The sequence below is a fragment of the Pseudomonas sp. SM4 genome (assembly GCF_051913165.1).
Classification (GTDB): domain Bacteria; phylum Pseudomonadota; class Gammaproteobacteria; order Pseudomonadales; family Pseudomonadaceae; genus Aquipseudomonas.
Map to the genome: position 1 here is coordinate 188,939 of NZ_JBODOE010000003.1, position 26,421 is coordinate 215,359.

At 58.3% G+C, this 26,421-nt stretch carries 29 protein-coding genes and 1 tRNA gene; 27 read left to right on the forward strand and 3 right to left on the reverse strand.

Annotated features, from left to right (window positions below):
• The first annotated feature begins 4 nt into the window (after positions 1 to 4).
• Positions 5 to 787, forward strand: coding sequence for a hypothetical protein (locus ACQ4MY_RS06545; RefSeq protein WP_440094448.1), 783 nt, complete (start codon positions 5 to 7; stop codon positions 785 to 787).
• Entirely contained in the window at positions 772 to 1,128 is a 357-nt protein-coding gene (locus ACQ4MY_RS06550) for a DUF7079 family protein (protein ID WP_440094449.1), read from the forward strand. Before ACQ4MY_RS06545 ends, ACQ4MY_RS06550 begins: the two co-directional genes overlap by 16 nt.
• A gap of 62 nt (positions 1,129 to 1,190) precedes the next feature.
• Here the strand turns inward: ACQ4MY_RS06550 and ACQ4MY_RS06555 are convergent, their stop codons facing one another.
• Positions 1,191 to 1,436, reverse strand: coding sequence for a hypothetical protein (locus ACQ4MY_RS06555; RefSeq protein WP_440094451.1), 246 nt, complete (start codon positions 1,434 to 1,436; stop codon positions 1,191 to 1,193).
• 602 nt (positions 1,437 to 2,038) lie between these two features.
• Positions 2,039 to 2,123: transfer RNA gene (locus tag ACQ4MY_RS06560), tRNA-Leu, on the reverse strand.
• Between the two features lie 108 nt (positions 2,124 to 2,231).
• Between ACQ4MY_RS06560 and queA the strand changes: the two genes are divergently transcribed.
• The 6 genes from queA (at position 2,232) to ACQ4MY_RS06590 (ending at position 8,335) form a co-directional block, all read left to right on the forward strand.
• On the forward strand, positions 2,232 to 3,296 hold the full coding sequence (gene queA / locus ACQ4MY_RS06565; protein WP_008084675.1) for a tRNA preQ1(34) S-adenosylmethionine ribosyltransferase-isomerase QueA: 1,065 nt from the start codon (positions 2,232 to 2,234) through the stop codon (positions 3,294 to 3,296).
• Positions 3,297 to 3,310: 14 nt separating this feature from the next.
• A complete protein-coding gene (gene tgt, locus ACQ4MY_RS06570; protein WP_162130783.1) occupies positions 3,311 to 4,426 on the forward strand; it encodes a tRNA guanosine(34) transglycosylase Tgt in 1,116 nt (371 codons plus the stop codon).
• Between the two features lie 43 nt (positions 4,427 to 4,469).
• Positions 4,470 to 4,808, forward strand: coding sequence for a preprotein translocase subunit YajC (gene yajC, locus ACQ4MY_RS06575; RefSeq protein WP_003227923.1), 339 nt, complete (start codon positions 4,470 to 4,472; stop codon positions 4,806 to 4,808).
• A 64-nt stretch (positions 4,809 to 4,872) separates the two neighbouring features.
• Complete coding sequence (secD, locus tag ACQ4MY_RS06580) at positions 4,873 to 6,741, forward strand: protein translocase subunit SecD (RefSeq protein ID WP_158829282.1); 1,869 nt, start codon at positions 4,873 to 4,875, stop codon at positions 6,739 to 6,741.
• 9 nt (positions 6,742 to 6,750) lie between these two features.
• Positions 6,751 to 7,665 (forward strand): protein translocase subunit SecF, encoded by a 915-nt coding sequence (gene secF / locus ACQ4MY_RS06585; RefSeq protein ID WP_008084669.1) that lies wholly within the window; start codon positions 6,751 to 6,753, stop codon positions 7,663 to 7,665.
• Positions 7,666 to 7,786: 121 nt separating this feature from the next.
• Positions 7,787 to 8,335: a glycine zipper 2TM domain-containing protein gene (locus tag ACQ4MY_RS06590; protein WP_008084667.1), complete on the forward strand. Its 549-nt coding sequence runs from the start codon at positions 7,787 to 7,789 to the stop codon at positions 8,333 to 8,335.
• A 225-nt stretch (positions 8,336 to 8,560) separates the two neighbouring features.
• On the opposite strand, the gene suhB is transcribed toward ACQ4MY_RS06590, so the two are convergent.
• Entirely contained in the window at positions 8,561 to 9,379 is an 819-nt protein-coding gene (suhB, locus tag ACQ4MY_RS06595; protein ID WP_008084666.1) for a type III secretion system regulator SuhB, read from the reverse strand.
• Positions 9,380 to 9,524: 145 nt separating this feature from the next.
• Between suhB and trmJ the strand changes: the two genes are divergently transcribed.
• The 19 genes from trmJ (at position 9,525) to der (ending at position 26,289) form a co-directional block, all read left to right on the forward strand.
• On the forward strand, positions 9,525 to 10,295 hold the full coding sequence (gene trmJ, locus ACQ4MY_RS06600; RefSeq protein ID WP_008084663.1) for a tRNA (cytosine(32)/uridine(32)-2'-O)-methyltransferase TrmJ: 771 nt from the start codon (positions 9,525 to 9,527) through the stop codon (positions 10,293 to 10,295).
• Between the two features lie 3 nt (positions 10,296 to 10,298).
• Complete coding sequence (cysE, locus tag ACQ4MY_RS06605; protein ID WP_007916901.1) at positions 10,299 to 11,075, forward strand: serine O-acetyltransferase; 777 nt, start codon at positions 10,299 to 10,301, stop codon at positions 11,073 to 11,075.
• Positions 11,076 to 11,320: 245 nt separating this feature from the next.
• Complete coding sequence (iscR, locus tag ACQ4MY_RS06610) at positions 11,321 to 11,812, forward strand: Fe-S cluster assembly transcriptional regulator IscR (RefSeq protein WP_003227911.1); 492 nt, start codon at positions 11,321 to 11,323, stop codon at positions 11,810 to 11,812.
• A gap of 47 nt (positions 11,813 to 11,859) precedes the next feature.
• The gene (locus tag ACQ4MY_RS06615) at positions 11,860 to 13,074 is read left to right on the forward strand and encodes an IscS subfamily cysteine desulfurase (RefSeq protein WP_008084662.1); all 1,215 of its coding nucleotides are present in this window, start codon (positions 11,860 to 11,862) and stop codon (positions 13,072 to 13,074) included.
• Between the two features lie 101 nt (positions 13,075 to 13,175).
• The gene (iscU, locus tag ACQ4MY_RS06620) at positions 13,176 to 13,562 is read left to right on the forward strand and encodes a Fe-S cluster assembly scaffold IscU (protein WP_007916892.1); all 387 of its coding nucleotides are present in this window, start codon (positions 13,176 to 13,178) and stop codon (positions 13,560 to 13,562) included.
• A gap of 34 nt (positions 13,563 to 13,596) precedes the next feature.
• A complete protein-coding gene (iscA, locus tag ACQ4MY_RS06625; protein WP_003227904.1) occupies positions 13,597 to 13,920 on the forward strand; it encodes an iron-sulfur cluster assembly protein IscA in 324 nt (107 codons plus the stop codon).
• Between the two features lie 8 nt (positions 13,921 to 13,928).
• Positions 13,929 to 14,450, forward strand: coding sequence for a co-chaperone HscB (hscB, locus tag ACQ4MY_RS06630; RefSeq protein ID WP_008084660.1), 522 nt, complete (start codon positions 13,929 to 13,931; stop codon positions 14,448 to 14,450).
• 51 nt (positions 14,451 to 14,501) lie between these two features.
• Complete coding sequence (hscA, locus tag ACQ4MY_RS06635; RefSeq protein ID WP_008084658.1) at positions 14,502 to 16,367, forward strand: Fe-S protein assembly chaperone HscA; 1,866 nt, start codon at positions 14,502 to 14,504, stop codon at positions 16,365 to 16,367.
• A complete protein-coding gene (gene fdx, locus ACQ4MY_RS06640; protein ID WP_064392064.1) occupies positions 16,367 to 16,708 on the forward strand; it encodes an ISC system 2Fe-2S type ferredoxin in 342 nt (113 codons plus the stop codon). The genes hscA and fdx overlap by 1 nt, the downstream gene beginning before the upstream one ends.
• A 14-nt stretch (positions 16,709 to 16,722) precedes the next feature.
• Complete coding sequence (gene iscX / locus ACQ4MY_RS06645) at positions 16,723 to 16,923, forward strand: Fe-S cluster assembly protein IscX (RefSeq protein ID WP_008084655.1); 201 nt, start codon at positions 16,723 to 16,725, stop codon at positions 16,921 to 16,923.
• Positions 16,924 to 17,011: 88 nt separating this feature from the next.
• Positions 17,012 to 17,437, forward strand: a complete 426-nt coding sequence (gene ndk / locus ACQ4MY_RS06650; protein ID WP_007916882.1) for a nucleoside-diphosphate kinase — start codon at positions 17,012 to 17,014, stop codon at positions 17,435 to 17,437.
• Positions 17,438 to 17,465: 28 nt separating this feature from the next.
• Complete coding sequence (rlmN, locus tag ACQ4MY_RS06655; protein WP_008084652.1) at positions 17,466 to 18,614, forward strand: 23S rRNA (adenine(2503)-C(2))-methyltransferase RlmN; 1,149 nt, start codon at positions 17,466 to 17,468, stop codon at positions 18,612 to 18,614.
• Positions 18,615 to 18,626: 12 nt separating this feature from the next.
• Positions 18,627 to 19,385 carry a type IV pilus biogenesis/stability protein PilW gene (gene pilW / locus ACQ4MY_RS06660; RefSeq protein ID WP_008084650.1) on the forward strand — a complete coding sequence of 253 codons (759 nt, stop codon included), beginning with the start codon at positions 18,627 to 18,629 and terminating at the stop codon, positions 19,383 to 19,385.
• Positions 19,385 to 20,416, forward strand: a complete 1,032-nt coding sequence (locus tag ACQ4MY_RS06665; RefSeq protein WP_008084649.1) for a RodZ domain-containing protein — start codon at positions 19,385 to 19,387, stop codon at positions 20,414 to 20,416. Before pilW ends, ACQ4MY_RS06665 begins: the two co-directional genes overlap by 1 nt.
• A gap of 3 nt (positions 20,417 to 20,419) precedes the next feature.
• Positions 20,420 to 21,529: a flavodoxin-dependent (E)-4-hydroxy-3-methylbut-2-enyl-diphosphate synthase gene (ispG, locus tag ACQ4MY_RS06670; RefSeq protein WP_008084646.1), complete on the forward strand. Its 1,110-nt coding sequence runs from the start codon at positions 20,420 to 20,422 to the stop codon at positions 21,527 to 21,529.
• Positions 21,530 to 21,566: 37 nt separating this feature from the next.
• Positions 21,567 to 22,856, forward strand: a complete 1,290-nt coding sequence (gene hisS / locus ACQ4MY_RS06675; protein ID WP_016984369.1) for a histidine--tRNA ligase — start codon at positions 21,567 to 21,569, stop codon at positions 22,854 to 22,856.
• Positions 22,857 to 22,897: 41 nt separating this feature from the next.
• Complete coding sequence (locus ACQ4MY_RS06680; protein ID WP_008084642.1) at positions 22,898 to 23,539, forward strand: YfgM family protein; 642 nt, start codon at positions 22,898 to 22,900, stop codon at positions 23,537 to 23,539.
• On the forward strand, positions 23,532 to 24,683 hold the full coding sequence (gene bamB, locus ACQ4MY_RS06685; protein ID WP_045123217.1) for an outer membrane protein assembly factor BamB: 1,152 nt from the start codon (positions 23,532 to 23,534) through the stop codon (positions 24,681 to 24,683). The genes ACQ4MY_RS06680 and bamB overlap by 8 nt, the downstream gene beginning before the upstream one ends.
• 136 nt (positions 24,684 to 24,819) lie before the next feature.
• On the forward strand, positions 24,820 to 26,289 hold the full coding sequence (gene der, locus ACQ4MY_RS06690) for a ribosome biogenesis GTPase Der (RefSeq protein ID WP_008084638.1): 1,470 nt from the start codon (positions 24,820 to 24,822) through the stop codon (positions 26,287 to 26,289).
• Positions 26,290 to 26,421: the final 132 nt, after the last annotated feature.

Consider the following 26,421-nt stretch of genomic DNA (forward strand, 5'->3'; position numbering starts at 1 on the left):
TCCTATGACAGAACCCTATCTCGTTACCGGCAGCTACGTCGTCCAACGTGAACACGCTTTACAGGATTCTCCCCTCGACCGAGCCTTAGAATTGATGGAGGGCACTGCTCTCAGATTCTCACTAGATGCTATCTCTGACGAAAAAGTCAGGGCGAACTATCTCAGAAACATAAAGCGGATGTCACTGCAGACATTAGCCGATGTGAAATCTGGGAAGATTTCAGCGCTAGAAGGTGTCCAGTTTAGTCATGAGATGCGAAACAAAATTCTGATGGAACACCGCAAGGTTACCTCCGCACAGGGCCTTGCCGTCGTGCAGCGAAAAAAAGCAGCGGGCCGACCGCTTCAGGCAATTCTTGATCGCTATTCGAAGGAACTTTTCCAAAAGACTTACGAAAATCTTTCACGTTCGGAGCAGAGCAAGGTCCATTACACAGTTTTGGAGGCCGCCGGACGAGATGACGCGAGGTTCTCAAAGGGCACCAAGACTATGCGGATGATGGGCAAGCTTGGCATCTTAGTAACCGCCGCTCTGGCGACGTATCAAATTCTAAATGCTGAAAACAAGCAGAAGGAAACGGCGCGTCAAGGCCTCATTGTGAGTGGCGGCGCGGCCGGTGGTCTTCTTGCAGGGCTGGGAGTCAGCGTTATCTGCGGTCCTGGCGCTCCGATCTGTGCATTTGCCATTGTATTTTTGGGTACCGTCGCCGGGGGCCTCGCAGGCGGGGCGGCAGCGGACTCGCTTGATGAGGAATTAGAGGAGTTCTCGCATTGGGACATTCTTTGAGTAAGTCTGAGTTGACGAAGATTAGAGTCGCACTTTCAGATCCTTTCAATGATTTTCCAGTTGATTACGATTACATCGCTAAGCAGGTGAGAGGTGTAGACCCTAATATTCTCTACAAGATTCTTTATTCCGACGTTGCTCCTGTGTGCTTTACTAATATTGCGGCAGTGCTTCCAACAGTATGGACAGGCTTCGATCCAGACTCCCTAAATGCCATGATCGAAGAAAGGCATGCCGCGAGGAAAAATAATTGGTTTCGCAGGCAATTTGATAAGTTGCTCGTTCGCTGGCTGCAATATAACTACGAGTACATTTGGAAGGAAATCGTCTTCCGGCTTTAGGCGGGCGACAAAATTTTCGTTTTGGCTAAAAACGCTTAAAAAAGGGCCCTTCAGGCCCTTTTTCAGGTGAGTCGGTTGTTAATTCTTTTGCCATCCGTCGATGACGTCAGCGCCGTGTTTGCTTTCCACTCTTTTAGCGCCTTGTGATTTCCACCCTTTGTTTCGCTGACTTCACCATTGTTCGGGTTTTTGTAGACCTTGAGTTCCCGTGGTTTGCGTGTGTTGGCGGTCGGAGCTGCGCCTGGGCGCCGGCCCGTTCTAATCGATTTTTGCCGCCGCCGATTCCAAGCGCGTGAAGCGGCTTTCACCGAACCGCTCGATCACCTGGCGCAGTCGCGCCAAGATCGCATCGCCCTCGAAGTTGCCTGCTGGTACAGGCGGGTTTTATACGCACGCGAGCGAGGAGAAGGCGTGCTTGCCCGATGGCGAATGCTAGGAACAATTGGGCGATAAAGCCTCACCACGAGCGGCGCAGAATGGTTGCCCGAACATGGCGTCAGCGTTTGTTAGCTTCGGAGATTTGTATCTAAAGTGTTTTTGTCGAACGGGAAGGAGTCGGGCGCCTGTCACTCAGCTTTGATCAGCGCTGCGCGTTGCATGCGCTGGCTAGCGCAGCCGATTGGATAAAGTCAGGAGAAATTCGCAGGCTTCAGTGGGGGGCGCATGTATGCGCTGAACTCGACACTTCTTATGTCCATTTCGGTCTCGAGGTTTTCAATTCGTTGAGACAAAGGATTAGCGCAATGAGCAGGCGGTGTGAAATTGAACAACCGGCAGTCGTGCTGATTAATTTCAAATTTGATAGCGCAGCGCAGGCATGGCCGCGTAGGGAGTGAACGAGGAAAGGATAGCTACCCACTTTTCGGCAGGCGAAAAAAAAGGCCTTGCTTAGCAAGACCTTTCTTAATTTTGGTGCCCCGAGGGAGACTCGAACTCCCACTCCTTTCGAAAACGGATTTTGAATCCGCCGCGTCTACCAATTCCGCCATCAGGGCTCAATGGCGGCGAAGTATAGAGATGAGATTACCGTTGGTCAATCACGTTTCATGGTCTATTTTCGATATTTCCGCTAAACTTTCCGGCCCTGCTAGACGAACCCCATCATGCGTGTTGCTGACTTTACTTTCGAGCTCCCTGATTCGCTGATCGCCCGCCACCCTTTGGCCGAGCGTCGCGGTAGTCGCCTGCTGACCCTTGATGGGCCGAGCGGCGCCCTTGCACACCGTCAATTCACTGATTTGCTTGAGCATTTGCGCCCGGGCGATTTGATGGTGTTCAACAATACCCGGGTGATTCCGGCGCGGCTGTTCGGGCAGAAAGCGTCCGGCGGCAAGCTGGAAATCCTCGTCGAACGCGTGCTCGATTCGCACCGCGTGCTGGCCCATGTGCGCTCCAGCAAGTCGCCGAAGCCGGGTTCGAAGATCCTTATCGACGGTGGTGGCGAAGCTGAAATGATCGCGCGTCACGATGCGTTGTTCGAGCTGGCCTTCGCCGAAGAAGTGTTGCCGCTGCTCGACCGCGTCGGGCACATGCCGTTGCCTCCTTATATAGACCGCCCGGATGAAGGCTCGGATCGCGAGCGTTATCAGACCGTGTACGCCGAGCGTCTCGGCGCGGTGGCGGCGCCGACGGCGGGGCTGCATTTCGATCAGTCGCTGATGGAGGCGATTGCCGCCAAGGGCGTCGAGACCACGTTCGTCACGCTGCACGTGGGCGCGGGGACGTTCCAGCCGGTGCGCGTCGAGAAGCTTGAAGATCACCATATGCACACCGAGTGGCTGGAAGTCGGCCAGGACGTGGTCGACGCAGTCGCTGCGTGCCGTGCGCGCGGTGGTCGAGTGATTGCTGTCGGCACCACCAGCGTGCGTTCGCTGGAAAGTGCCGCGCGCGATGGCGTGCTCAAGCCGTTCAGTGGCGACACCGATATCTTTATCTTCCCGGGCCGGCCGTTCCATGTGGTCGATGCCTTGGTGACCAATTTCCATTTGCCGGAATCCACGCTGTTGATGCTGGTGTCGGCTTTTGCCGGTTATCCCGAGACCATGGCCGCCTACAAGGCCGCCGTCGACAACGGTTACCGCTTTTTCAGCTACGGTGATGCGATGTTCATCACCCGTAATCCCGCACCTACTGCCCCTAAAGAAACCGGCCCAGAGGAAACAGAATGAGTCGCGAATGTCGCATGTCCTTTGAGCTCCTTGCCACCGATGGCAAGGCCCGTCGTGGTCGTCTGACCTTCCCGCGTGGCACCGTCGAGACCCCGGCGTTCATGCCGGTGGGCACCTACGGCACGGTCAAGGGCATGTTGCCACGTGACATCGTCGCCACTGGCGCGGAAATCATTCTGGGCAACACCTTCCACCTGTGGCTGCGCCCTGGTACCCAAGTGATCAAGGAGCACGGCGACCTGCACGATTTCATGCAGTGGAAAGGCCCGATCCTCACTGACTCCGGCGGTTTCCAGGTGTTCAGCCTCGGCGCAATGCGCAAGATCAAGGAGGAGGGTGTGACCTTCGCTTCTCCGGTCGACGGCGCCAAAGTGTTCATGGGCCCGGAAGAATCGATGCAGGTTCAGCGCGATCTCGGCTCCGACATCGTGATGATTTTTGACGAATGCACGCCGTACCCGGCTGACGAAGACGTCGCGCGGATCTCCATGGAATTGTCGCTGCGCTGGGCTCAACGTTCGAAAAATGCCCACGGTGAAAACACCGCAGCGCTGTTCGGTATCGTTCAGGGCGGCATGCACCAGGATCTGCGCATGCGCTCGCTCGAAGGCCTCGACAAAATCGGCTTCGATGGCCTGGCCATTGGTGGTCTGTCGGTGGGCGAGCCGAAGCACGAGATGATCAAAGTATTGGATTATCTGCCGGGCATGATGCCGGCTGACAAACCTCGTTACCTTATGGGCGTTGGCAAACCGGAAGATCTGGTTGAGGGTGTGCGCCGCGGTGTGGACATGTTCGATTGCGTGATGCCAACCCGTAATGCCCGCAATGGGCATCTGTTCATTGATACCGGCGTGCTGAAGATCCGTAACGCGTTTCATCGCCATGATGAATCGCCGCTGGATCCGACCTGCGATTGCTATACCTGCCAGAACTTCTCTCGCGCTTATCTGCATCACCTGGACAAGTGCGGCGAAATGCTGGGAAGCATGCTCAATACCATCCATAACTTGCGCCATTATCAGGTGCTGATGGCTGGTTTGCGCGAGGCTATTCAACAGGGTACATTGGCCGCCTTTGTCGATGCCTTCTACGCCAAACGCGGGCTCCCCGTTCCGCCTTTGGACTGAGTTTTCTGACCCCAAGATTCAACATTTGCAACTGGAGTGCTAAATGAGCTTTTTTATCTCTAACGCCATGGCTGACGCAGCTGCACCGGCTGCTGCAGGCCCAATGGGCGGCGGCTTCGAGTGGATTTTCCTGGTCGGCTTCCTGGTCATCTTCTACCTGATGATCTGGCGTCCACAGGCCAAGCGCGCCAAAGAGCAGAAGAACCTGCTGAGCAGCCTTGCGAAGGGCGACGAAGTTGTGACCACTGGCGGCATCGCCGGCAAGATCACCAAAGTTGCCGATGACTTCGTGGTTCTGGAAGTTTCCGACACCGTGGAAATGAAGTTCCAGAAAGGCGCCATCGCCGCCACGCTGCCAAAAGGCACGCTGAAAGCGATCTAAGAGCAACAACTTCTACTCAATCGACGGGGCGCGCAAGGCGCCCCGCGTCATAACGGGCGGCGTGATGCTGAACAAATATCCTCTGTGGAAATACATTCTGATCCTGGCGGTGCTGGCGATCGGTCTGATTTATTCCGCTCCGAATCTATACCCCGATGACCCGGCCATTCAGGTCAGCGGTGCAAGCACTGCGCTGCAAGTCAATCAGGCTGATCTGGATCGTGTGAGCACTGCGCTCAAGGAGTCCGGGATCAACGTCAAGGCGGCCACGCTGGCGGCAAATGGCAAGGGCGGCCTGATCCGTCTGACCAAGGCTGAAGATCAGCTGCCGGCCAAAGACGTTGTGCGCAAGGCATTGGGTGATGACTACGTCGTCGCGCTGAACCTGGCACAGACCACCCCGCAATGGCTGCGCAATCTGGGCGCGCACCCGATGAAGCTGGGTCTGGACTTGTCCGGTGGTGTGCACTTCCTGCTGGAAGTGGACATGGACAAAGCCCTCGATGCACGCCTGAAAGTCTACGAAGGCGACGTCAAGAGCCTGCTGCGCAAAGAGAAGCTGCGCTATCGCAGCCTGCCGCAACTGGGCGGTGCCATTCAGCTGGGCTTCAGCGATGAAGATTCCCGCGAGCAGGCCCGTGCACTGATCCGCAAAAACTTCAACGATTTCGACATTGTTCCGGCCGACCTCAACGGTCAACCGGTGCTGCGTCTGGCGATGACCCCGGCCAAGCTGGCGGAAATCCGTGAATACTCCATCAAGCAGAACTTGACCACGGTACGTAACCGCGTCAACGAGCTGGGTGTTGCCGAACCGATCGTTCAGCGTCAAGGCGCCAACCGCATTGTGGTTGAACTGCCGGGCGTGCAGGACACTGCCGAAGCCAAGCGTATTCTCGGCAAGACGGCCAACCTTGAGTTCCGTCTGGCTGCTGAGCCGGGTGCTTCGAAAGCCACCTCTGAGACTTTCGAGTTCCGTGAAGGCAATCGTCCCGCTGCGCAGATCGAACGTGGTCTGATCATCACCGGTGACCAGGTGACCGACGCCAAGGCCGGTTTCGGTGAGCACGGCACGCCTGAAGTGAATATCCGTCTGGATGGTCACGGTGGCGAGCTGATGAGCCGCGCGACCCGTTCGAACGTCGGTCGCAGCATGGCAGTGATTTTCATCGAGCAGCGTCCGGTTACCACTTACACCAAGCAAGTGGTCGACGGTGTCGAGAAAGACGTCGCCGTTCAGACGTTCAAAGAAGAGAAGAAGATCATCAGCCTGGCGACCATTCAGTCGCCGTTGGGTGCTCAGTTCCGCATCACTGGTCTGAACGGTCAGGGTGAGTCGTCCGAGCTGGCGCTGCTGCTGCGTGCCGGTGGTCTGGCCGCGCCGATGTACTTCGCTGAAGAGCGCACAATCGGCCCGAGCCTGGGTGCTGACAACATCACCAAAGGTATCGATGCGTCGCTGTGGGGCATGTTGTTCGTGTCGCTGTTCATCATCGCCATCTACCGCTTCTTCGGCGTCATTGCCACTGTCGCACTGGCGGTGAACATGGTGCTGCTGCTGGCGTTGATGTCGCTGTTGGGTGCCACACTGACCCTGCCAGGTATCGCCGGTATCGTGCTGACCATGGGTATGGCGGTCGATGCCAACGTGCTGATCTTCTCGCGGATCCGTGAAGAGATCGCCGCCGGCATGACCGTGCAGCGTGCAATCAACGAAGGCTTCGGCCGGGCATTCACCGCGATTCTCGACGCCAACCTGACTACCTTGTTGGTCGGCGGGATTCTCTTTGCCATGGGCACCGGCCCGGTCAAAGGTTTCGCAGTGACCATGTCCCTCGGGATCTTTACCTCGATGTTCACGGCCATCATGGTGACCCGCGCAATGGTCAACCTGATCTTTGGCGGACGTGACTTCAAGAAGTTGTGGATTTAAGGGGCTGCCATGTTACGTACAATCAACTTCATGGGCGTTCGCAACGTTGCGTTCGGCGTCACAGTGTTACTCACGGTCATTGCCTTGTTCAGTGTTTTCCACAAGGGCATGAACTGGGGTCTGGATTTCACCGGCGGTACGCTCATTGAGCTGACCTATGAGCGTCCGGCCGACGTCACCAAGGTGCGTGAAGAGCTGGTAACTTCCGGTTACCACGAAGCCATCGTGCAGAGCTTTGGTGCGACTACCGATTTGCTGGTGCGGATGCCGGGTGAAGACCCGCAGCTGGGTCATCAGGTCGCGCAAGCGCTGCAGAAGCTCGGCGGCGACAACCCGGCGACGGTCAAGCGTGTCGAGTTCGTCGGCCCGCAGGTCGGTGAAGAACTGCGCGACCAGGGCGGCCTCGGCATGCTGCTGGCGCTCGGCGGCATCCTGATCTACCTGGCTTTCCGCTTTCAGTGGAAGTTTGCGGTCGGCGCCATCGTTTCGCTGATTCACGACGTGATCGTGACCGTAGGTATCCTGTCGTATTTCCAGATCACTTTCGATCTGACCGTACTGGCGGCGGTGCTGGCGATCATCGGTTACTCGCTGAACGACACCATCGTGGTATTCGACCGGGTTCGTGAGAACTTCCGCGTGCTGCGCAAGGCGACGCTGATCGAGAACATCAACATCTCGACCACGCAGACCCTGCTGCGGACCATGGCGACGTCGATTTCGACCTTGCTGGCGATCGCGGCGCTGCTGTTCTTTGGTGGTGACAACTTGTTCGGCTTCTCGATCGCGCTGTTTATCGGTGTATTGGCGGGTACTTACTCGTCGATCTACATCGCCAACGTGGTGCTGATCTGGCTGAACCTGACCACCGAGGATCTGATTCCTCCGGCCAACACCGAGAAGGAAGTCGACGACCGTCCATAACGGTCATCGTTTTCCCGGCTGTCAGCCCAAGAAAGGCGCGAGTTGAACTCGCGCCTTTTTTTATGCTCCAAGGCTGGGAGAAGCGCGGGCGTGTCCCGCATGTGATGGTCAGGAGGTTCATGTGAACAAGTCGTTGCTGGTTGGTGCGGTATTGGGTGCTGTCGGTGTGACTGCCGGGGGTGCTGTTGCCACCTACAGCCTGGTTAAAAGCGGCCCTGAGTATGCGCAAGTGTTGGCCGTTGAACCGGTTAAAACACAGATCAAGACGCCACGTGAAGTGTGCAAGGATGTAGCCGTGACCCGCCAGGCGCCGGTCAAGGATCAACACCAGATTCTCGGCACCGCCATTGGTGCGGTAGCCGGTGGTTTGCTGGGTAACCAGGTCGGCGGCGGTACCGGCAAGAAGATTGCCACGGTCGCTGGTGCAGTCGGTGGTGGTTATGCCGGTAACAAAGTGCAGGAAGGCATGCAGAATCGCGACACCTACACCACCACCCAGACTCGCTGTAACACCGTGAATGACATCAGCGACAAGGTCGTTGGTTACGACGTGCGTTACTCGCTGGACGGCAAGGAAGGCAAGGTGCGCATGGATCGTGATCCGGGCAACCAGATTCCGGTCGACAAGGAAGGCAAGTTGATTCTGTCGCAGAATGAGCCGGGTCAATAAAGACCGACTGTTTTAACAAGAAGCACCCTGCGGGGTGCTTTTTTGTACCCGCATGAAACCTATTCCCAATGTAGGAGCTGCCGAAGGCTGCGATCTTTTGATCTTTGTCTTTTAAAAACCAAGATCAAAAGATCGCAGCCTTCGGCAGCTCCTACAGGGGGTGGGTGTAAAATTCAGGCATAAAAAAAGCGCCCCGAAGGACGCTTTTTTCGTTTCGCGTAACGCTTAGCGCTTCAGCGAAGCCGGCAGGTGCGGCTGGATCGCCGTCAGAACTGCCTTGAAGCATTTGGTGTTGCCGGCAACGATGTGGCCTTTTTCAAGGAAGTCGTGACCGCCGGTGAAGTCGCTCACCAGGCCGCCGGCTTCTTGAATCAGCAGGGCGCCTGCAGCCATGTCCCACTCGGACAGGCCCGACTCCCAGAATGCATCGAAACGACCGGCAGCTACGTAAGCCAGGTCCAGGCTCGCCGAACCGGCGCGGCGGATGCCGGCAGTCTGGCCAACCAGGGCGCGGAACATGCCCAAGTAGTTTTCCAGGTTGTCCATCTGGTCGTCACGGAACGGGAAGCCTGTGCCCAGCAGTGCGCCGTCGAGGCTAGTACGACCGCTGACGCGCAGACGACGACCGTTCAATTGAGCGCCGCGACCACGGCTGGCGGTGAATTCTTCCTGGCGAACCGGGTCCAGAACCACTGCGTGTTCCAGGCGACCACGGTATTTGCAGGCAATGCTGACAGCGAAGTGAGGAATGCCGCGCAGGAAGTTGGTGGTGCCGTCCAGCGGATCGATGATCCACAGGTACTCTTCGCCCTCGATGCCGGTACCGGCGTGCATGCCAGTCTCTTCACCGCGGATCGAGTGGTTCGGGTAAGCCTTGCGCAGCGCGTCGATGATTTTCTGTTCAGCGGCGCGATCGACCTCGGATACATAATCCTTGGCGTCTTTTTCGTCGACCTTGATGGTATCCAGGCGCTCGATGGAGCGGAAGATCAGTTCACTGGCGCTGCGGGCGGCGCGCAGCGCGATATTCAGCATGGGCTGCATGGATGTGTCACCTAAGGTTGTTAAAGAAAGCCGCGCATTCTATCAGAACTTTTCTTCAGGTGAAGGACGCTGTTCGCTTTCATAGCTTAACGGTAGGCTGTTCTGTAAGATTTGCACCCCTTTCCTGTGTCCGAGAGCGCCTCCCTTGCTGCAGAACATTCGTGTCGTCCTGGTCAATACCAGCCACCCCGGCAACATCGGCGGGGCCGCGCGCGCCATGAAAAACATGGGTCTGTCGCGCTTGGTGCTGGTCGAACCGCGCCTGTTTCCGCACCACGAGGCCGATGCTCGCGCCTCCGGTGCCGGCGACATCCTTGAAAATGCGCAAGTCGTCGCCACCCTGGAAGACGCCTTGGTCGGCTGCAATCTGGTGCTCGGCACCAGTGCCCGTGACCGCCGAATCCCCTGGCCGCTACTGGATCCGCGCGAATGCGGCACCAAAGTGGTCGAGGAGGCCGGGCAGGGCGCAGAGATCGCTTTGGTATTTGGTCGTGAAGACTCTGGCCTAACCAATGACGAGTTGCAGCGATGTCACTTTCACGTGCACATCCCCTCCGATCCTGAGTTCAGTTCACTGAACCTTGGGGCGGCGGTGCAGGTGTTGAGCTATGAAGTGCGCATGGCCTGGCTGGCTGCACAAGGTCAGCCGAGCAAGATCGAGAAAGAAGAAGTGGCTTCGGTGAAAAGCGCCGAGCTGGCGACCATGGATGAGCTGGAGCGCTTTTATGAGCACTTGGAGCAAACGCTGGTCGCGATCGAATTCCTCGATCCGGAAAAACCACGGCACTTGATGGCGCGCCTGCGCCGGTTGTACGGACGCAGCTCGGTCAGCCGGGCGGAAATGAATATTTTGCGTGGCATCCTCACGGAAACCCAAAAAGCGGCCCGTGGTGAGCTTCTAAAGCGGAAGGACTAAACAATGTTTGAGCGTTTGCGTGAAGATATCCAGAGCGTGTTCCATCGAGACCCGGCGGCGCGTAACGCTTTTGAAGTCCTGACCTGCTACCCCGGCATGCATGCGATCTGGATCCATCGCTTGGCCGGCATGCTGTGGCGCAACGAGCTGAAATGGCTGGCGCGGCTGGTGTCGAACTTCGGTCGCTGGTTGACCGGGATCGAAATTCATCCTGGGGCCAAAGTCGGTCGACGCTTCTTTATTGACCACGGCATGGGCATCGTCATCGGTGAAACCGCCGAGATCGGTGATGACGTGACGATCTATCAGGGCGTGACCCTGGGTGGCACCAGTTGGAACAAAGGCAAGCGCCACCCGACGCTGGGTGACGGTGTTGTCGTGGGGGCGGGCGCCAAGGTGCTCGGCCCATTCACCGTCGGTGCAGGTGCCAAGGTTGGCTCCAACGCCGTGGTGACCAAAGAAGTGCCGCCGGGCGCCACTGTTGTGGGGATTCCGGGGCGAATCATCGTCAAATCCGACGAAGAGCAGGATGCCAAGCGCAAGGCCATGGCCGAGAAGATCGGTTTTGATGCCTACGGCGTCAGCGAAGACATGCCCGACCCGGTGGCGCGCGCCATCGGTCAGTTGCTTGATCACCTGCAAGCGGTGGACGGACGGCTGGAAGGCATGTGCGGCGCGTTGAAGGATCTGGGCAGCAATTACTGTGCGAAAGATCTGCCTGAGCTGCGCGAAGAAGACTTCGCCTGCGTCAAAGGCAAAGACGAATCCAAAGCCAGCTAGCGCCCCTGTAGGAGCTGCCGAAGGCTGCGATCTTTTGACTTTGCTTTCCATAAGATCAAAAGATCGCAGCCTGCGGCAGCTCCTACAGAGGCTTGCGCCGGCCGGTGTGCCATTAGGCCGCAGACCCTGCTATCATTCGCGCGCTCTTTTGCGGGTAATCCTGACTAAAGTACTAGGTCTTAAAGTTGACTTAAATACTCGGGAATTGCATACTCGCCCCATTCTGAACTCCGTGGTAACTGTCCATGCGACTGACTACAAAAGGCCGATACGCCGTGACCGCCATGCTTGACCTGGCGTTGCACGCGCAGCACGGGCCCGTGTCCCTGGCCGATATCTCCGAGCGCCAAGGCATCTCCCTGTCCTACCTCGAACAGCTGTTCGCCAAGCTGCGCCGCAGCAACCTGGTTTCCAGTGTTCGCGGCCCGGGTGGTGGCTACCAGTTGTCCCGCGACATGCAGGGCATCCAGGTCGCCCAGGTGATCGATGCGGTAAACGAATCGGTCGATGCCACAAAATGCCAGGGCCAGGGCGATTGCCATTCCGGCGACACGTGCCTGACTCACCATCTGTGGTGCGATTTGAGCCTGCAGATTCACGAATTTCTAAGTGGTATCAGCTTGGCTGATCTTGTGACTCGCCGTGAGGTGCAAGAAGTAGCCCAGCGTCAGGACCAGCGCCGTTGCAACAGCAAGGCGCCACGCCTGGACAAGATTGAAGCGTCCGCCGTCGAATGACAGCCAGAGAGCTAGCGGCACGCCAGCCCTGATTTAGGAGATAGTCCATGAAATTGCCGATTTACCTTGATTACTCTGCGACCACCCCGGTTGATCCGCGTGTCGCGCAAAAAATGAGTGAATGCCTGCTGGTCGACGGAAACTTCGGTAACCCGGCTTCCCGTTCCCACGTATTCGGCTGGAAAGCTGAAGAGTCCGTCGAAAACGCTCGTCGTCAGGTGGCCGATCTGGTCAACGCCGATCCGCGCGAAATCGTCTGGACCTCCGGTGCCACTGAGTCCGACAACCTGGCAATCAAGGGTGCGGCACATTTCTATGGCTCCAAGGGCAAGCACCTGATCACCTCCAAGATTGAGCACAAGGCTGTCCTCGACACCATGCGCCAACTGGAGCGTGAAGGTTTCGAAGTGACCTACCTCGAGCCTACTGAAGACGGTCTGATCACTCCGGCCATGATTGAAGCGGCACTGCGCGAAGACACCATCCTGGTCTCCGTGATGCACGTGAACAACGAAATCGGCACCGTTAACGACATCGCCGCGATCGGCGAAATGCTCCGCGCCAAGGGCATTCTGTTCCACGTCGACGCCGCTCAGTCCACTGGCAAGGTCGAGATCGACCTGCAGAAACTGAAAGTCGACATGATGTCGTTCTCCGCCCACAAAACCTACGGCCCTAAAGGCATCGGCGCGCTGTACGTCAGCCGCAAGCCGCGTGTGCGCATTGAAGCGACCATGCACGGCGGCGGTCACGAGCGTGGCATGCGTTCCGGCACCCTGGCGACCCACCAGATCGTCGGCATGGGCGAAGCGTTCCGTGTGGCCAAAGAAGACATGGCTGCCGAAAACGTCCGTATCAAAGCCTTGAGCGACCGCTTCTACAAGCAGGTCGAGCATCTTGAAGAGCTGTACGTCAACGGCAGCCTGACCGCCCGCGTTCCGCACAACCTGAACCTGAGCTTCAACTACGTTGAAGGCGAGTCGCTGATCATGGCGCTCAAGGATCTGGCGGTATCGTCCGGTTCGGCGTGCACCTCGGCGTCGCTGGAGCCTTCGTACGTACTGCGCGCCCTGGGCCGCAACGACGAACTGGCACACAGCTCGATCCGCTTCACCTTCGGCCGTTTCACCACCGAAGAAGAAATCGACTACGCCGCGCAGAAAGTCTGCGAGGCCGTTACCAAGCTGCGCGCTTTGTCGCCGCTGTGGGACATGTACAAAGACGGCGTCGATATCTCGAAAATCGAGTGGGCGGCACACTAAATATAGAAGCCGCCGGATACAGATCCTGTAGCGACGCGGCGGTTTACGCAGCGCAGTTGCAGGGTCTCAAGAGCGGCCCTGATGAGTGAGGATTAAGAATCATGGCTTACAGCGAAAAGGTCATCGACCACTACGAAAACCCGCGCAACGTCGGCAAGATGAACGCGGAAGATCCTGATGTCGGCACCGGCATGGTCGGCGCTCCGGCATGCGGCGACGTGATGCGTCTGCAAATCAAGGTCAACGACGCTGGCATCATCGAAGATGCCAAGTTCAAGACCTACGGCTGCGGTTCCGCTATCGCTTCCAGCTCCCTCGCTACCGAGTGGATGAAGGGCAAGACCCTGGACGAAGCAGAAACCATCAAGAACACTCAGCTGGCCGAAGAACTGGCCCTGCCGCCAGTGAAAATTCACTGCTCGGTACTGGCTGAAGACGCTATCAAAGCGGCTGTTCGCGATTACAAGCAGAAGAAAGGCTTGATCTGACTTTCTGGATTTGGCGACGAGTAAGGAGTCACCGATGGCTATCAGCATGACAGAAGCGGCTGCTCGACACGTGCGGCGCTCCCTCGACGGGCGCGGCAAAGGTGAAGGGATTCGTCTGGGTGTTCGCACCACAGGCTGTTCCGGCCTTGCCTACGTGCTGGAGTTTGTCGACGAGGTGGTTGCAGAGGATCAGGTGTTCGAGAGTCACGGCGAAAAAGTGATCATCGACCCGAAAAGCCTCGCCTACCTGGACGGCACCGAGCTCGATTTCGTCAAGGAAGGGTTGAACGAAGGCTTCAAGTTCAACAACCCCAACGTACGCGGTGAGTGTGGCTGCGGCGAAAGCTTCAACATCTGAGGCTTGTCGTGGGTATTCCTTGTCATTTCGCTTTATTCGAGCTGCAACCGAGTTTCCGTCTGGATCTCGAGCAGTTGGCCACGCGCTATCGTGAGTTGGCGCGCGGCGTTCATCCTGACCGCTTTGCCGACGCTTCCGAGCGTGAGCAGCGGTCGGCACTTGAGCAGTCTGCTCGGCTCAACGACGCCTATCAGACGCTCAAGAGTCCGGCCCAGCGTGCACGCTACCTGCTGACCATCAGCGGGCATGAAGTGCCGATGGAAGTCACGGTCCATGATCCCGAGTTTCTTCTGCAGCAGATGCAGTGGCGCGAAGAGCTTGAGGACCTCCAGGACAGTGCCGACCTCGACGGTGTCGCGGTGTTCAAGCGTCGCTTGAAAGTGGCTCAGGAAGAACTCAACGAAAGCTTCGCAGCCTGTTGGGATGATGCAGCGCAACGCGAACAGGCCGAACGCCTGATGCGGCGTATGCAGTTCCTCGACAAGCTCACCTACGAAGTGCGCCAGTTAGAAGAGCGCCTCGACGATTAACCCAGTGCCGCTCCGGTCGCACGCCTGATATACAGATAAGTCCTGATCACGATGGCCCTACTGCAGATCGCCGAACCCGGCCAAAGTCCTCAACCGCACCAGCGTCGTCTGGCTGTGGGGATCGACTTGGGCACTACCAATTCGCTGGTCGCTGCGTTGCGCAGTGGTCTTTCCGAACCGTTGGCCGACGCAAACGGGCAGGTCATCCTGCCGTCCGCTGTGCGTTACCACGCCGATCGCGTCGAAGTCGGTGAGTCGGCCAAACTGGCTGCCGCCTCCGATCCTTTGAACACTGTGCTGTCGGTCAAGCGCTTGATGGGTCGTGGCCTGTCCGACGTCAAGCAATTGGGCGACCAACTGCCGTACCGCTTTGTCGGTGGCGAATCGCACATGCCGTTCATCGATACTGTGCAGGGGCCGAAAAGCCCGGTCGAAGTCTCCGCCGATATCCTCAAGGTGCTGCGTCAGCGCGCTGAAGCGACGTTGGGTGGCGAACTGGTTGGCGCGGTGATCACCGTTCCGGCTTACTTCGATGATGCTCAGCGTCAAGCCACCAAAGATGCGGCCAAACTCGCCGGTCTGAACGTGCTGCGTCTGCTCAACGAGCCGACTGCGGCCGCTGTGGCGTATGGTCTGGATCAGCATGCCGAAGGCCTGGTCGCGATTTATGACCTGGGCGGCGGTACTTTCGATATTTCGATTCTGCGTCTGACTGGCGGTGTTTTCGAAGTGCTGGCCACTGGCGGCGACAGCGCGCTGGGCGGCGATGACTTCGATCACGCGATTGCCGGCTGGATCATCGAGAGCGCCGGTCTGTCCGCCGATCTCGATCCGGGCGCACAACGTAATCTGCTGCAAACCGCCTGCGCGGCCAAAGAAGCCCTGACCGACTCGGCCAGCGTTGAGGTGGCCTACGGCGACTGGAAAGCGCCGCTGACCCGCGAAGCCTTTGATGCGCTGATCGAGCCAATGGTCGCGCGCAGCCTGAAAGCCTGCCGCCGCGCTGTTCGTGATTCCGGTGTAGAGCTGGAAGATGTGCACGCCGTGGTCATGGTTGGCGGTTCGACTCGCGTGCCGCGTGTTCGCGAAGCTGTTGCCGAAGCCTTCGGTCGTCAGCCTCTGACCGAAATCGACCCGGATCAAGTGGTGGCCATCGGTGCCGCGATCCAGGCCGATACCCTGGCGGGCAACAAGCGCGATGGCGGCGAACTGTTGCTGCTCGACGTGATTCCGCTGTCCCTGGGGCTGGAAACCATGGGTGGCCTGATGGAGAAGGTGATTCCGCGCAACACCACCATCCCCGTCGCTCGCGCACAAGATTTCACGACCTACAAAGATGGCCAGTCGGCCATGGCGATCCACGTTCTGCAGGGTGAGCGCGAGCTGATCAGTGACTGCCGTTCGCTGGCGCGCTTCGAATTGCGTGGCATTCCAGCGATGGTGGCCGGCGCAGCGAAGATTCGCGTGACCTTCCAGGTCGATGCCGACGGTCTGCTCAGCGTTGCTGCCCGTGAATTGGGTTCAGGCGTTGAAGCGAGCATCCAGGTCAAACCGTCCTACGGTCTGACCGACGGCGAAATCGCCAAAATGCTCAAAGATTCGTTCCAGCACGCCAATGACGATAAAGTCGCCCGCGTTCTACGCGAGCAACAAGTCGATGCCCAGCGCCTGATCGAAGCGGTGCAGGGCGCTCTGGAGGCTGATGGCGAGCGTTTGCTCGACGCCGAAGAGCGCATGGTCATCGACCTGCAGTTGCAGGAATTGGCCGAACTGATGAAAGGTACCGATGGTTATGCCATCGAGCAGCAGACCAAGCGTCTGTCGCAAGTGACCGATGCTTTTGCTGCCCGCCGCATGGATCTGACGGTGAAAGCCGCTCTGTCGGGGCGCAATCTGAATGAAATCGAGGATATCTGATGCCGCAGGTCATTTTTCTGCCCCACGAGAAGTTCTGCCCTGAAGGCATGGTGGTCGATGCTGCGCCCGGCACATCGATTCTCGAACTGGCTCACGAACACCACATCGAGATGGAAAGCGCCTGCGGCGGCGTCTGCGCTTGCACCACCTGCCACTGCATCATCCGTGAGGGTTTCGACTCGATGGAAGAGGCTGACGAGCTGGAAGAAGACTTCCTCGATCGTGCCTGGGGCCTGGAAGCGCAATCGCGCCTGGCCTGTCAGGCCATCGTCGGTGAAGAAGACATCACCGTCGAGATTCCGAAATATTCGCTTAACCATGCGGCTGAAGCGCCGCACTGACTGGTAAGACTGTCATGAGCTACGGTTGGAATGATGTTCAACGTATTGCAGAAGAACTGGCCGAGGCCAAGCCGGGTGTAGATCCGTTTTCTGTCAATTTCGTCGATCTGCAGCAATGGATCAAAGAGCTGCCTGATTTTGACAATACCTCTGGTCGAGTTGGCGAGAAGGTGTTGGAAGCGGTTCAGACGCTCTGGGCTGAAGAATTGGACTGATCGTCCTCGCAGGTTAGGCAATACCCAAGAACCCGCGTATAATTCGCGGGTTTAATTTTTCGCAAATTACCGTTTCTGGAGTTACACCATGGCTGTTCAACGCACTTTCTCCATCATCAAGCCTGACGCTGTTGCAAAAAACGTCATCGGCGAAATCACCACTCGTTTCGAAAAAGCCGGCCTGCGCGTTGTAGCTTCGAAACTGAAGCAACTGTCCAAAGCTGAAGCTGAAGGCTTCTACGCTGAGCACAGCGCTCGTGGTTTCTTCGGCGACCTGGTTGCTTTCATGATCTCCGGTCCTGTTGTTGTTCAGGTTCTGGAAGGCGAAAACGCTATCGCTCTGAACCGTGAGCTGATGGGCGCTACCAACCCTAAAGAAGCTGCTGCCGGCACCATCCGCGCTGACTTCGCTGATTCCATCGACGCCAACGCTGTTCACGGTTCGGACTCCGAAGCCGCAGCTGCTCGTGAAATCTCGTACTTCTTCGCAGCTACTGAAGTAACCACTCGCTAAGCATTGGCTTAAGAGTGAAGGTGAATCCATGACTACATCGACTGTAAAAACCAACCTGCTGGGTCTGACTCAACAGGAAATGGAAAAATTCTTCGACTCAATCGGGGAGAAGCGTTTCCGTGCCGGTCAGGTAATGAAATGGATTCACCACTTTGGTGTCGATGATTTCGACGCCATGACGAACGTCAGCAAGGCCTTGCGCGACAAGCTCAAGGTTATTGCTGAGGTCCGTGGTCCGGAAGTGGTCAGCGAGGACATCTCCACCGACGGCACCCGTAAGTGGGTGGTGCGTGTGGCGTCCGGCAGCTGCGTCGAGACCGTGTACATTCCCCAGGGCAAACGCGGCACTCTGTGCGTTTCGTCCCAGGCAGGCTGTGCCCTGGATTGCAGTTTCTGCTCCACCGGCAAGCAAGGCTTCAATAGCAACCTCACCGCCGCCGAAGTCATCGGTCAGGTGTGGATTGCCAACAAATCTTTCGGCAGCGTCCCGGCAACCGTCGACCGTGCCATCACCAACGTGGTGATGATGGGCATGGGTGAGCCGCTGCTGAACTTCGACAACGTCGTCGCCGCCATGCATCTGATGATGGATGACCTCGGCTACGGGATCTCCAAGCGCCGCGTGACCCTGTCCACCTCGGGCGTGGTGCCGATGATCGATGAGCTGGCCAAGCACATCGACGTCTCCCTGGCGTTGTCCCTGCATGCACCGAATGACGCATTGCGTAACCAATTGGTGCCGATCAACAAGAAATATCCGCTTAAGATGCTGCTCGAGTCGTGCCAGCGCTACATGTCGTCCCTGGGCGAAAAACGTGTGCTGACCATCGAGTACACCTTGCTCAAAGACATCAACGACAAGGTTGAACACGCCGTCGAGATGGTCGAGTTGCTGAAAAACATTCCGTGCAAGATCAACCTGATTCCGTTCAACCCGTTCCCTCATTCCGGGTACGAGCGTCCGAGCAACAACGCGATCCGTCGTTTCCAGGATCAGTTGCATCAGGCCGGTTTCAACGTCACTGTCCGCACCACCCGTGGTGAAGACATCGACGCTGCATGTGGTCAATTGGTAGGGCAGGTGCTGGATCGCACCCGTCGCAGCGAACGTTATATCGCCGTGCGTGAGTTGAACGCCGACAGCGATCTGGCACAGAACGCCGCGAACACTAACTAAGAGAGGATCTCTATGTCCCTGCGCTTTGCGCTGCTGTTGCTGTTGGCCAGCCTGTGTGCTGGTTGTGTCCTGTCGGGTGATTACAACCCGATGAAGACCAGCAAGGGCCGCGATGAAGCGCGGGCTGCCTACGTGCAGTTGGGGCTGGGGTACTTGCAGCAAGGCATGACCGAGCGGGCCAAGGTGCCGTTGAAAAAGGCCCTGGAACTGGACAGTTCCGATCCGGATGCCAACGCGGCCCTCGGGCTGGTGTTTCAGTCTGAAATGGAGCCTGCACTTGCCGACGAACACTTCCGCAAGGCTTTGTCCTCCCGTCCTGCCGATGCGCGCATCCTCAACAATTACGGCAGTTTCCTCTACGAAGAACAGCGTTATAAAGAAGCCTACGAGCGTTTTGAACAGGCCGCCGCCGATACCCTGTATCCTGAGCGTTCGCGTGTGTTCGAGAACCTCGGCATGACGGCAGCGAAGCTCGGTCAGCGTGATCTGGCACAGCAACAGCTGGAAAAGGCGCTGCGTCTGAACCGCCAACAGCCACGTGCGTTGCTGGAAATGGCTGAGTTGTCCTTCGAAGACAGGCATTATGTGCCCGCGCGTGACTATTACGACCGTTTCAGCCTGCTTACCGAACAAAATGCACGTAGTCTATTGCTCGGCGTTCGGCTGGCAAAAGTGTTTGAAGATCGCGACAAGGCCGCCAGTTATGGCCTGCAACTAAAACGACTCTATCCCGGTACGCCGGAATATCAGCAATACCTGTCGGAGCAATGATGAAAGCGGCGCATCCCGAAGTTGTAGCAGCGAATCGCGTTAACCCCGGTGAGACCCTGCGCCAGGCCCGCGAAAGCAATGGCTGGTCGCTGGCCGAAGTGGCCCTCAAGCTCAACCTCACCGTGACGTCTCTGGGCAATCTTGAAGCCGGCGCTTTCGACAAGCTGCCGGGGCATACCTTCGCTCGCGGTTACATTCGCGCCTATGCCAAATTGCTCGGCATGGACCAGACCGTTCTGGTTCAGCAATTCGACCAGTCCACCGGCACCGACTCGCAGGGCAGCAACGTCCACGCCCTCGGCCGTATCGAAGAGCCTGTACGGGTTTCCCACACCATTTTACGTATCGTCAGCCTGTTGTTGCTGATCGCGGTCATCGGCGGTGGTTTCGTCTGGTGGCAGGATCAGACCTCGCTGCGCACCAAGGACCTGACGTCTCTGGCGCCTGAGCACGTTGAAGTCGAAGGGGCTGATGGCACTACCCAGATTCACCCGATCGACGAGCCGGAAGATCAGGCTGTCGCGGAAAACCAGACCGAGGGCTCGACCGCTCTGGCATTGCCGCAAGCCGAAACCACGGCGGAATCGACGGGTGCCGAGCCTGCCGTTCCGGCCACCGAGTCTGCGCCTGCTGCACCGGTTGCTCCGGCAGCGCCAGCCGCTCCCGCTCATACGCCTGCCCCCGTGGTTGCCTCGCCTGCCACGCCGGCGCCTGCTGTGCCGAGCACGCCCGCTCCGACCGTGACTGCCCCGGTGGCACCGGCCGCGCCTGCTGCAGCCCCGGTTGCCGGCCAAGGCCAGGTATCGGTGCAATTTGTCGCTGACTGCTGGACGCAAGTCTCCGATGGCAGCGGTAAAGTATTGTTCAGTGGTCTCAAGCGCAAAGGCGACAGCCTGGCCGTTGCCGGCAAGCCGCCTTTTGCCGTACGCCTGGGCTATGCCCGTGGCGCGCAGGTCAGCTACAACGGCCAGCCGGTCGATGTTGCTCCGTTCACCAGTGGCGAGACTGCTCGCCTGAAGTTGGGTCAATAAGTCATGCACGGCGAATCTCCAATCAAACGTCGCGTTTCGCGCAAGATCTGGGTCGGCAACGTACCGGTGGGCGGCGATGCGCCGATCGCGGTGCAGAGCATGACCAACAGCGACACCAATGACGTTGCCGCCACTGTTGCGCAAATCAACCGTCTGGAAGCCGCTGGCGTCGACATCGTTCGCGTCTCGGTGCCGGACATGGACGCCGCCGAGGCGTTCGGCAAGATCAAACAACTGGTCAAAGTGCCACTGGTTGCCGACATCCACTTCGACTACAAAATCGCTCTGCGTGTAGCCGAACTGGGCGTCGACTGCCTGCGCATCAACCCGGGCAACATCGGTCGCGAAGACCGTGTTCGTGCTGTGGTCGATGCCGCGCGTGATCGCGGCATTCCGATCCGCATCGGCGTCAACGCCGGTTCCCTGGAAAAAGACCTGCAAAAGAAATACGGCGAGCCGACCCCGGCCGCGCTGGTCGAGTCTGCTTTGCGCCACGTTGAGCACCTCGAACGCCTGAATTTCCAGGACTTCAAGGTCAGCGTGAAAGCCTCTGACGTGTTCATGGCCGTCGAAGCCTACCGCTTGCTGGCGAAAGAAATCGTCCAGCCGCTGCACCTGGGCATCACCGAAGCCGGTGGATTGCGTTCGGGCACAGTGAAATCCGCCGTGGGCCTAGGTATGCTGCTCGCCGAAGGGATTGGCGATACCATCCGCATCTCGCTGGCGGCCGATCCGGTCGAGGAAGTGAAGGTCGGTTACGACATCCTCAAGTCTTTGCATCTGCGTTCCCGTGGCATCAACTTCATCGCCTGCCCGAGCTGCTCGCGGCAGAACTTCGATGTGGTGAAAACCATGAACGAGCTGGAAGGGCGCCTTGAAGACCTGCTGGTGCCGCTGGATGTCGCGGTGATCGGTTGTGTGGTCAACGGCCCCGGCGAAGCCAAGGAAGCCCATATCGGCTTGACCGGCGGCACGCCCAACCTGATTTACATCGACGGCAAGCCGGCGCAGAAACTGACGAATGACAATCTGGTGGACGAGCTGGAAAGGCTGATCCGCCAGAAAGCGGCCGAAAAGGTCGAAGCTGACGCTGCCGTAATTGCGCGCGGCTGACCCTGACTGAAGAGCCGAACGAATTTAAGGATTTAAAGTGAGCAAGTCATTGCAAGCCATTCGTGGCATGAACGACATCCTGCCCGAACAGACTCCCCTGTGGCGTTATTTCGAGGGCACCGTTGCGCGCCTGCTGGATAACTACGGTTACAAGCAGATCCGCATGCCGATCGTCGAGTTCACCGAGCTGTTCAAGCGCTCGATCGGTGAAGTGACCGATATCGTCGAAAAAGAGATGTACACCTTTGAAGACCGCAACGGCGACTCCCTGACCCTGCGTCCGGAAGGCACCGCGGCGTGCGTGCGTGCGGTGCTTGAACACGGCATCACCGGCGGTGGCCAGGTGCAGAAACTCTGGTACATCGGCCCGATGTTCCGCCACGAGCGTCCGCAGAAAGGCCGTTATCGCCAGTTCCACCAGATCGGTCTGGAAGTGTTCAACCTCGACGGTCCGGACATCGACGCCGAGCTGATCACCATGACCTGGCGCCTGTGGGGCGAGCTGGGCATTCGTGATGCAGTCAAACTCGAGCTCAACAGTCTGGGCACCAGCGAATCCCGTGGGCGTTATCGTGAAGCGCTGGTCGAGTACCTCTCGGCGCACCACGACAAGCTTGACGAAGACAGCCAGCGTCGCCTGAAAACCAACCCGCTGCGCGTGCTCGACACGAAAAATGCCGACACTCAAGCGGTGCTGGTCGATGCGCCGAAGATGGCCGACTACCTCGATGACGAGTCGCGTGCACACTTCGAAGGTTTGAAAGCGCGTCTGGATGCCGTCGGCATTCCGTACGTACTCAATCCGAAGCTGGTGCGTGGCCTCGACTACTACAGCAAAACCGTTTTCGAATGGGTCACCGACAAGCTCGGCGCCCAGGGCACTGTCTGCGCGGGTGGCCGTTACGACGGTCTGGTCGAGCAGATGGGCGGCAAGCCAACCACTGGCGTCGGTTTCGCCATGGGCATCGAGCGTCTGGTGTTGATGCTCGAAACCCTTGAGCAGATCCCGGAAGAAATCTCCCGTCAGGTCGATGTCTACCTCTGCGCATTCGGTGAAGAAGCCGAGCTGGCGGGGCTGGCCCTGGCTGAACGTGTTCGTGATCAACTTCCAAACCTGCGCCTGCAAGTCAATGCCGGCGCCGGCAGCTTCAAGAGCCAGTTCAAGAAGGCCGACAAGAGCGGTGCGCTGTACGCACTGATCCTCGGTGACGACGAAATGGCCCAGCAAGTGGTAGGTTTCAAACCCCTGCGTGGCCAGGGCGAACAACAAAGCATTGCCTGGGATGCGCTCGCCGCTCACCTGGCCACCTGCGTCGTGCAGGGTTGAAGCTGTCTAAACAGCCGATTTAGCGATTAAGGAGTATTGGGGTGTCGAGTACCGAAGACGAACAGTTGGCGGATTTGAAGGACTGGTGGACACGCAACGGCAAACCTCTGGTCACCGGCGGCCTGTTGGCGCTGGTCATCGTGTTCGGCTGGCAGGCTTATCACAAATATCAGGGCAACCAGTCGCAAGGCGCCTCGGTGCTCTATCAGCAATTGCTGGAAACCACGCTGACGCCTGACGGCAAGCCTGATGCTGCCCGCGTTGCGGATCTGGCCGGCAAGCTCAACAGCGAGTTCGCCGGTTCGGCCTACGCGCAGTACGGCAGCCTGTTCGTGGCTAAAGTGGCGGTCGACAGCGGCAAGCTGGATGACGCCGCCACCGAGCTGAAAGCCATCGTCGACAAACCGGCCAACCCGGCGCTGGGCGAAATCGCCCGTCAGCGTCTGGCGCAGGTGTTGGGTGCACAGAACAAAGCCGACGACGCCCTGAAACTGCTCGACGGTGATGCCGACAAAGCGTTCCTGGCCACTCGCGAAGAACTCAAGGGCGACCTGCTGGTGCAGTTGGGCCGTACCGATGACGCGAACAAGGCGTATCAAAAAGCCAAGGCGGCACTGTCGGATGAAGCGGCGGTCGGTGGCCTTCAAATCAAGCTCGACGACCTGGCCAAAGGGGATGCGTGACGTGATCCGTTGGAAGCATGCAGCATTGCTGGCTCTGGCCCTTCTGGCCGCGGGTTGCAGCAGCAACAGCAAGAAAGAATTGCCACCGGCTGAACTGACCGACTTCAAAGAAGAAGTGGTTCTGCAAAAGCAGTGGAGTCGTTCGATCGGTGACGGTCAGGGCGAAACCTACAACATGCTGGTGCCGGCGATCGACGGTGACACCATCTACGCCGCTGATGTAACCGGCGTGGTGATGGCCATGGATCGCGGCAATGGCGATGTGAAATGGAAGCAGGATCTTGATCTGCCTGTCTCCGGCGCTGTCGGCGTTGGTTATGGGCTGGTTCTGATCGGCACCCTGCGTGGCGAAGTCGTTGCTCTGGACACCATCAACGGTGAAGAGAAGTGGCGTGCCCGCGTCAACAGCGAAGTTCTTGCGCCACCGGCCAACAACGGTGACGTCGTGGTGGTGCAGACTCAGGACGATCGTCTGATCGGTCTGGATGCTTCCACCGGTACTCAGCGTTGGGTGTATGACAGCACTCCGGCCGTACTGACCCTGCGTGGCACCAGTGCACCGCTGGTCACCAACCGCCTCGCGGTGGCTGGCCTGTCGACCGGTAAAGTAGTCGCTCTGGACATTTCCAACGGCGTGCCGGTTTGGGAACAACGCATTGCGATTCCGCAAGGTCGTTCGGAGCTGGAGCGTGTAGTCGATATCGACGGCGGTCTGCTGTTGTCCGGCGGTACGCTGTACGTTGCCAGCTATCAGGGTCGCGTCGCGGCACTGGATCTGGAAAGCGGTCGTCAACTCTGGCAGCGCGATGCGTCGAGCTACGCTGGTATTGCTCAGGGTTTCGGCAGCGTTTACGTGAGCCTGTCCTCGGGCACTGTTGAAGGCGTCGACGAACGTTCCACCACAGCATTGTGGAGCAACGATTCGCTGGCTCGCCGTCAACTGTCGGCGCCGGAAGTGTTCTCCAGCTACGTGGCAGTGGGTGACCTGGAAGGTTATCTGCACCTGTTGAGTCAGGTTGACGGTCGTTTCGTCGGCCGTGAGCGCATTGACAGCGACGGCCTGCGTGCCCGTCCGCTGGTGGTGGGTGACACGATTTATGTGTATGGCAACAGCGGCAAACTGGAAGCCCTGACCATCAAGTAACAACTATGCTTGGGGTTAAACCCCCAGGCGGCCCCGAATTCATGGGGCTTGCAGCGCTAACAGGCGTTGCCCCGAGCACCAGCCGCTGCCTCGCAGCGGCTTTTGTATTTTCTGAAATAACGAAGTGGAGAGCCGCATGGTTCCCGTAATCGCCCTGGTGGGCCGACCGAACGTCGGCAAGTCCACCTTGTTCAACCGCCTGACCAGGACTCGCGACGCCATCGTCGGCGACTTGTCCGGTCTGACCCGTGATCGCCAGTACGGTGAGGCCAAGTGGCAAGGGCGTTCCTACATTCTGGTCGACACCGGTGGTATCTCCGGTGACGAGCACGGTATGGACGAAAAAATGGCCGAGCAGTCGCTGCTGGCCATTGAAGAAGCAGATGTTGTGCTGTTCCTGGTAGATGCCAAGGCCGGTTTCACCGCCGCCGACCAGATGATCGCCGAACACCTGCGCAAACGTAACAAGCGCTCCTACGTGGTTGCCAACAAGGTCGACAACATCGACCCGGAAATGGCCCGCGCTGAATTCGCTCCGTTGGGCATGGGCCACGCGATCCCGATCGCCGGTGCTCACGGCCGTGGCATCACCCAGATGCTGGAAATCGCCTTGGGTGATTTCCCGAAAGACGAAGAAGAGCCGGAAGACGGTGAAGAAGAAATCGTTGCCGAAGGTGAGGAAGCCAAGCGCATTCCTGGCCCAAGCGAAAAAGACGGCATCAAGATCGCCATCATCGGTCGTCCGAACGTCGGCAAATCGACTCTGGTCAACCGTATGCTCGGTGAAGACCGGGTTATCGTTTATGACCAACCCGGCACCACGCGTGACAGTATCTACATTCCGTTCGAGCGTAATGAAGAGAAGTACACGCTGATCGACACCGCCGGTGTGCGCAAGCGCGGCAAGATCCACGAAGAAGTCGAAAAATTCTCCGTGGTCAAAACCCTGCAAGCGATCAAAGACGCCAACGTGGTGATCTTCGTGATGGACGCCCGTGAAGGTGTGGTCGACCACGACCTCAACCTGCTCGGCTTCGCCATCGAGTCGGGTCGTGCGCTGGTGATCGCGATCAACAAGTGGGACGGCATGACGCCGAGCGAGCGCGACTTCGTCAAGGTCGAGTTGCAGCGTCGTCTGTTCTTCGTTGATTACGCCGACATCCACTTCATCTCGGCACTGCACGGTACCGGCGTGGGTAACCTCTACGCTTCGGTGCAGAACTCGTTCAAGTCGGCGGTTACCCGCTGGCCGACCAACCGTCTGACCCAGATTCTGGAAGACGCGGTGGGCGAGCACGCACCACCGATGGTCAACAACCGCCGAATCAAGCTGCGTTACGCTCACTTGGGTGGCGCTAACCCGCCGATTATCGTGATCCACGGTAACCAGATCGAGAAAGTGCCGAAGTCGTATGTGCGCTATCTGGAGAACACTTACCGTCGTGTGCTGAAGCTGGTCGGTACGCCGATCCGCATCGAGTTCAAGGGCGGCGAGAACCCGTATGAAGGCAACAAAAACACGCTGACCGACCGCCAGGTCAACAGGAAGCGTCGGATGATGTCGCACAGCAAGAAAGCCGACAAAAAGCGCCGCGACAAGAAGTGATTGAGGTGGCCATTCCTGCCTTGGTGTGGGAATGCTCAATGGCTTCTGTAGGAGCTGCCGCAGGCTGCGATCTTTTGATTTTGCTTTAAAGGCAAGATCAGAAGATCGCAGCCTTCGGCAGCTCCTACATGG

Excerpts from the sequence above, each read along its gene's own strand:
- ACQ4MY_RS06545 (WP_440094448.1), top strand. The coding sequence starts at position 5 with ATGACAGAACCCTATCTCGTTACCGGCAGCTACGTCGTCCAACGTGAA.
- queA (WP_008084675.1), top strand. The coding sequence starts at position 2,232 with ATGCGTGTTGCTGACTTTACTTTCGAGCTCCCTGATTCGCTGATCGCC.
- tgt (WP_162130783.1), top strand. The coding sequence starts at position 3,311 with ATGTCCTTTGAGCTCCTTGCCACCGATGGCAAGGCCCGTCGTGGTCGT.
- yajC (WP_003227923.1), top strand. The coding sequence starts at position 4,470 with ATGAGCTTTTTTATCTCTAACGCCATGGCTGACGCAGCTGCACCGGCT.
- secD (WP_158829282.1), top strand. The coding sequence starts at position 4,873 with ATGCTGAACAAATATCCTCTGTGGAAATACATTCTGATCCTGGCGGTG.
- secF (WP_008084669.1), top strand. The coding sequence starts at position 6,751 with ATGTTACGTACAATCAACTTCATGGGCGTTCGCAACGTTGCGTTCGGC.
- suhB (WP_008084666.1), bottom strand. The coding sequence starts at position 9,379 with ATGCAGCCCATGCTGAATATCGCGCTGCGCGCCGCCCGCAGCGCCAGT.
- cysE (WP_007916901.1), top strand. The coding sequence starts at position 10,299 with ATGTTTGAGCGTTTGCGTGAAGATATCCAGAGCGTGTTCCATCGAGAC.
- iscR (WP_003227911.1), top strand. The coding sequence starts at position 11,321 with ATGCGACTGACTACAAAAGGCCGATACGCCGTGACCGCCATGCTTGAC.
- ACQ4MY_RS06615 (WP_008084662.1), top strand. The coding sequence starts at position 11,860 with ATGAAATTGCCGATTTACCTTGATTACTCTGCGACCACCCCGGTTGAT.
- iscU (WP_007916892.1), top strand. The coding sequence starts at position 13,176 with ATGGCTTACAGCGAAAAGGTCATCGACCACTACGAAAACCCGCGCAAC.
- iscA (WP_003227904.1), top strand. The coding sequence starts at position 13,597 with ATGGCTATCAGCATGACAGAAGCGGCTGCTCGACACGTGCGGCGCTCC.
- hscA (WP_008084658.1), top strand. The coding sequence starts at position 14,502 with ATGGCCCTACTGCAGATCGCCGAACCCGGCCAAAGTCCTCAACCGCAC.
- fdx (WP_064392064.1), top strand. The coding sequence starts at position 16,367 with ATGCCGCAGGTCATTTTTCTGCCCCACGAGAAGTTCTGCCCTGAAGGC.
- iscX (WP_008084655.1), top strand. The coding sequence starts at position 16,723 with ATGAGCTACGGTTGGAATGATGTTCAACGTATTGCAGAAGAACTGGCC.
- ndk (WP_007916882.1), top strand. The coding sequence starts at position 17,012 with ATGGCTGTTCAACGCACTTTCTCCATCATCAAGCCTGACGCTGTTGCA.
- rlmN (WP_008084652.1), top strand. The coding sequence starts at position 17,466 with ATGACTACATCGACTGTAAAAACCAACCTGCTGGGTCTGACTCAACAG.
- pilW (WP_008084650.1), top strand. The coding sequence starts at position 18,627 with ATGTCCCTGCGCTTTGCGCTGCTGTTGCTGTTGGCCAGCCTGTGTGCT.
- ACQ4MY_RS06665 (WP_008084649.1), top strand. The coding sequence starts at position 19,385 with ATGAAAGCGGCGCATCCCGAAGTTGTAGCAGCGAATCGCGTTAACCCC.
- ispG (WP_008084646.1), top strand. The coding sequence starts at position 20,420 with ATGCACGGCGAATCTCCAATCAAACGTCGCGTTTCGCGCAAGATCTGG.
- bamB (WP_045123217.1), top strand. The coding sequence starts at position 23,532 with ATGCGTGACGTGATCCGTTGGAAGCATGCAGCATTGCTGGCTCTGGCC.
- der (WP_008084638.1), top strand. The coding sequence starts at position 24,820 with ATGGTTCCCGTAATCGCCCTGGTGGGCCGACCGAACGTCGGCAAGTCC.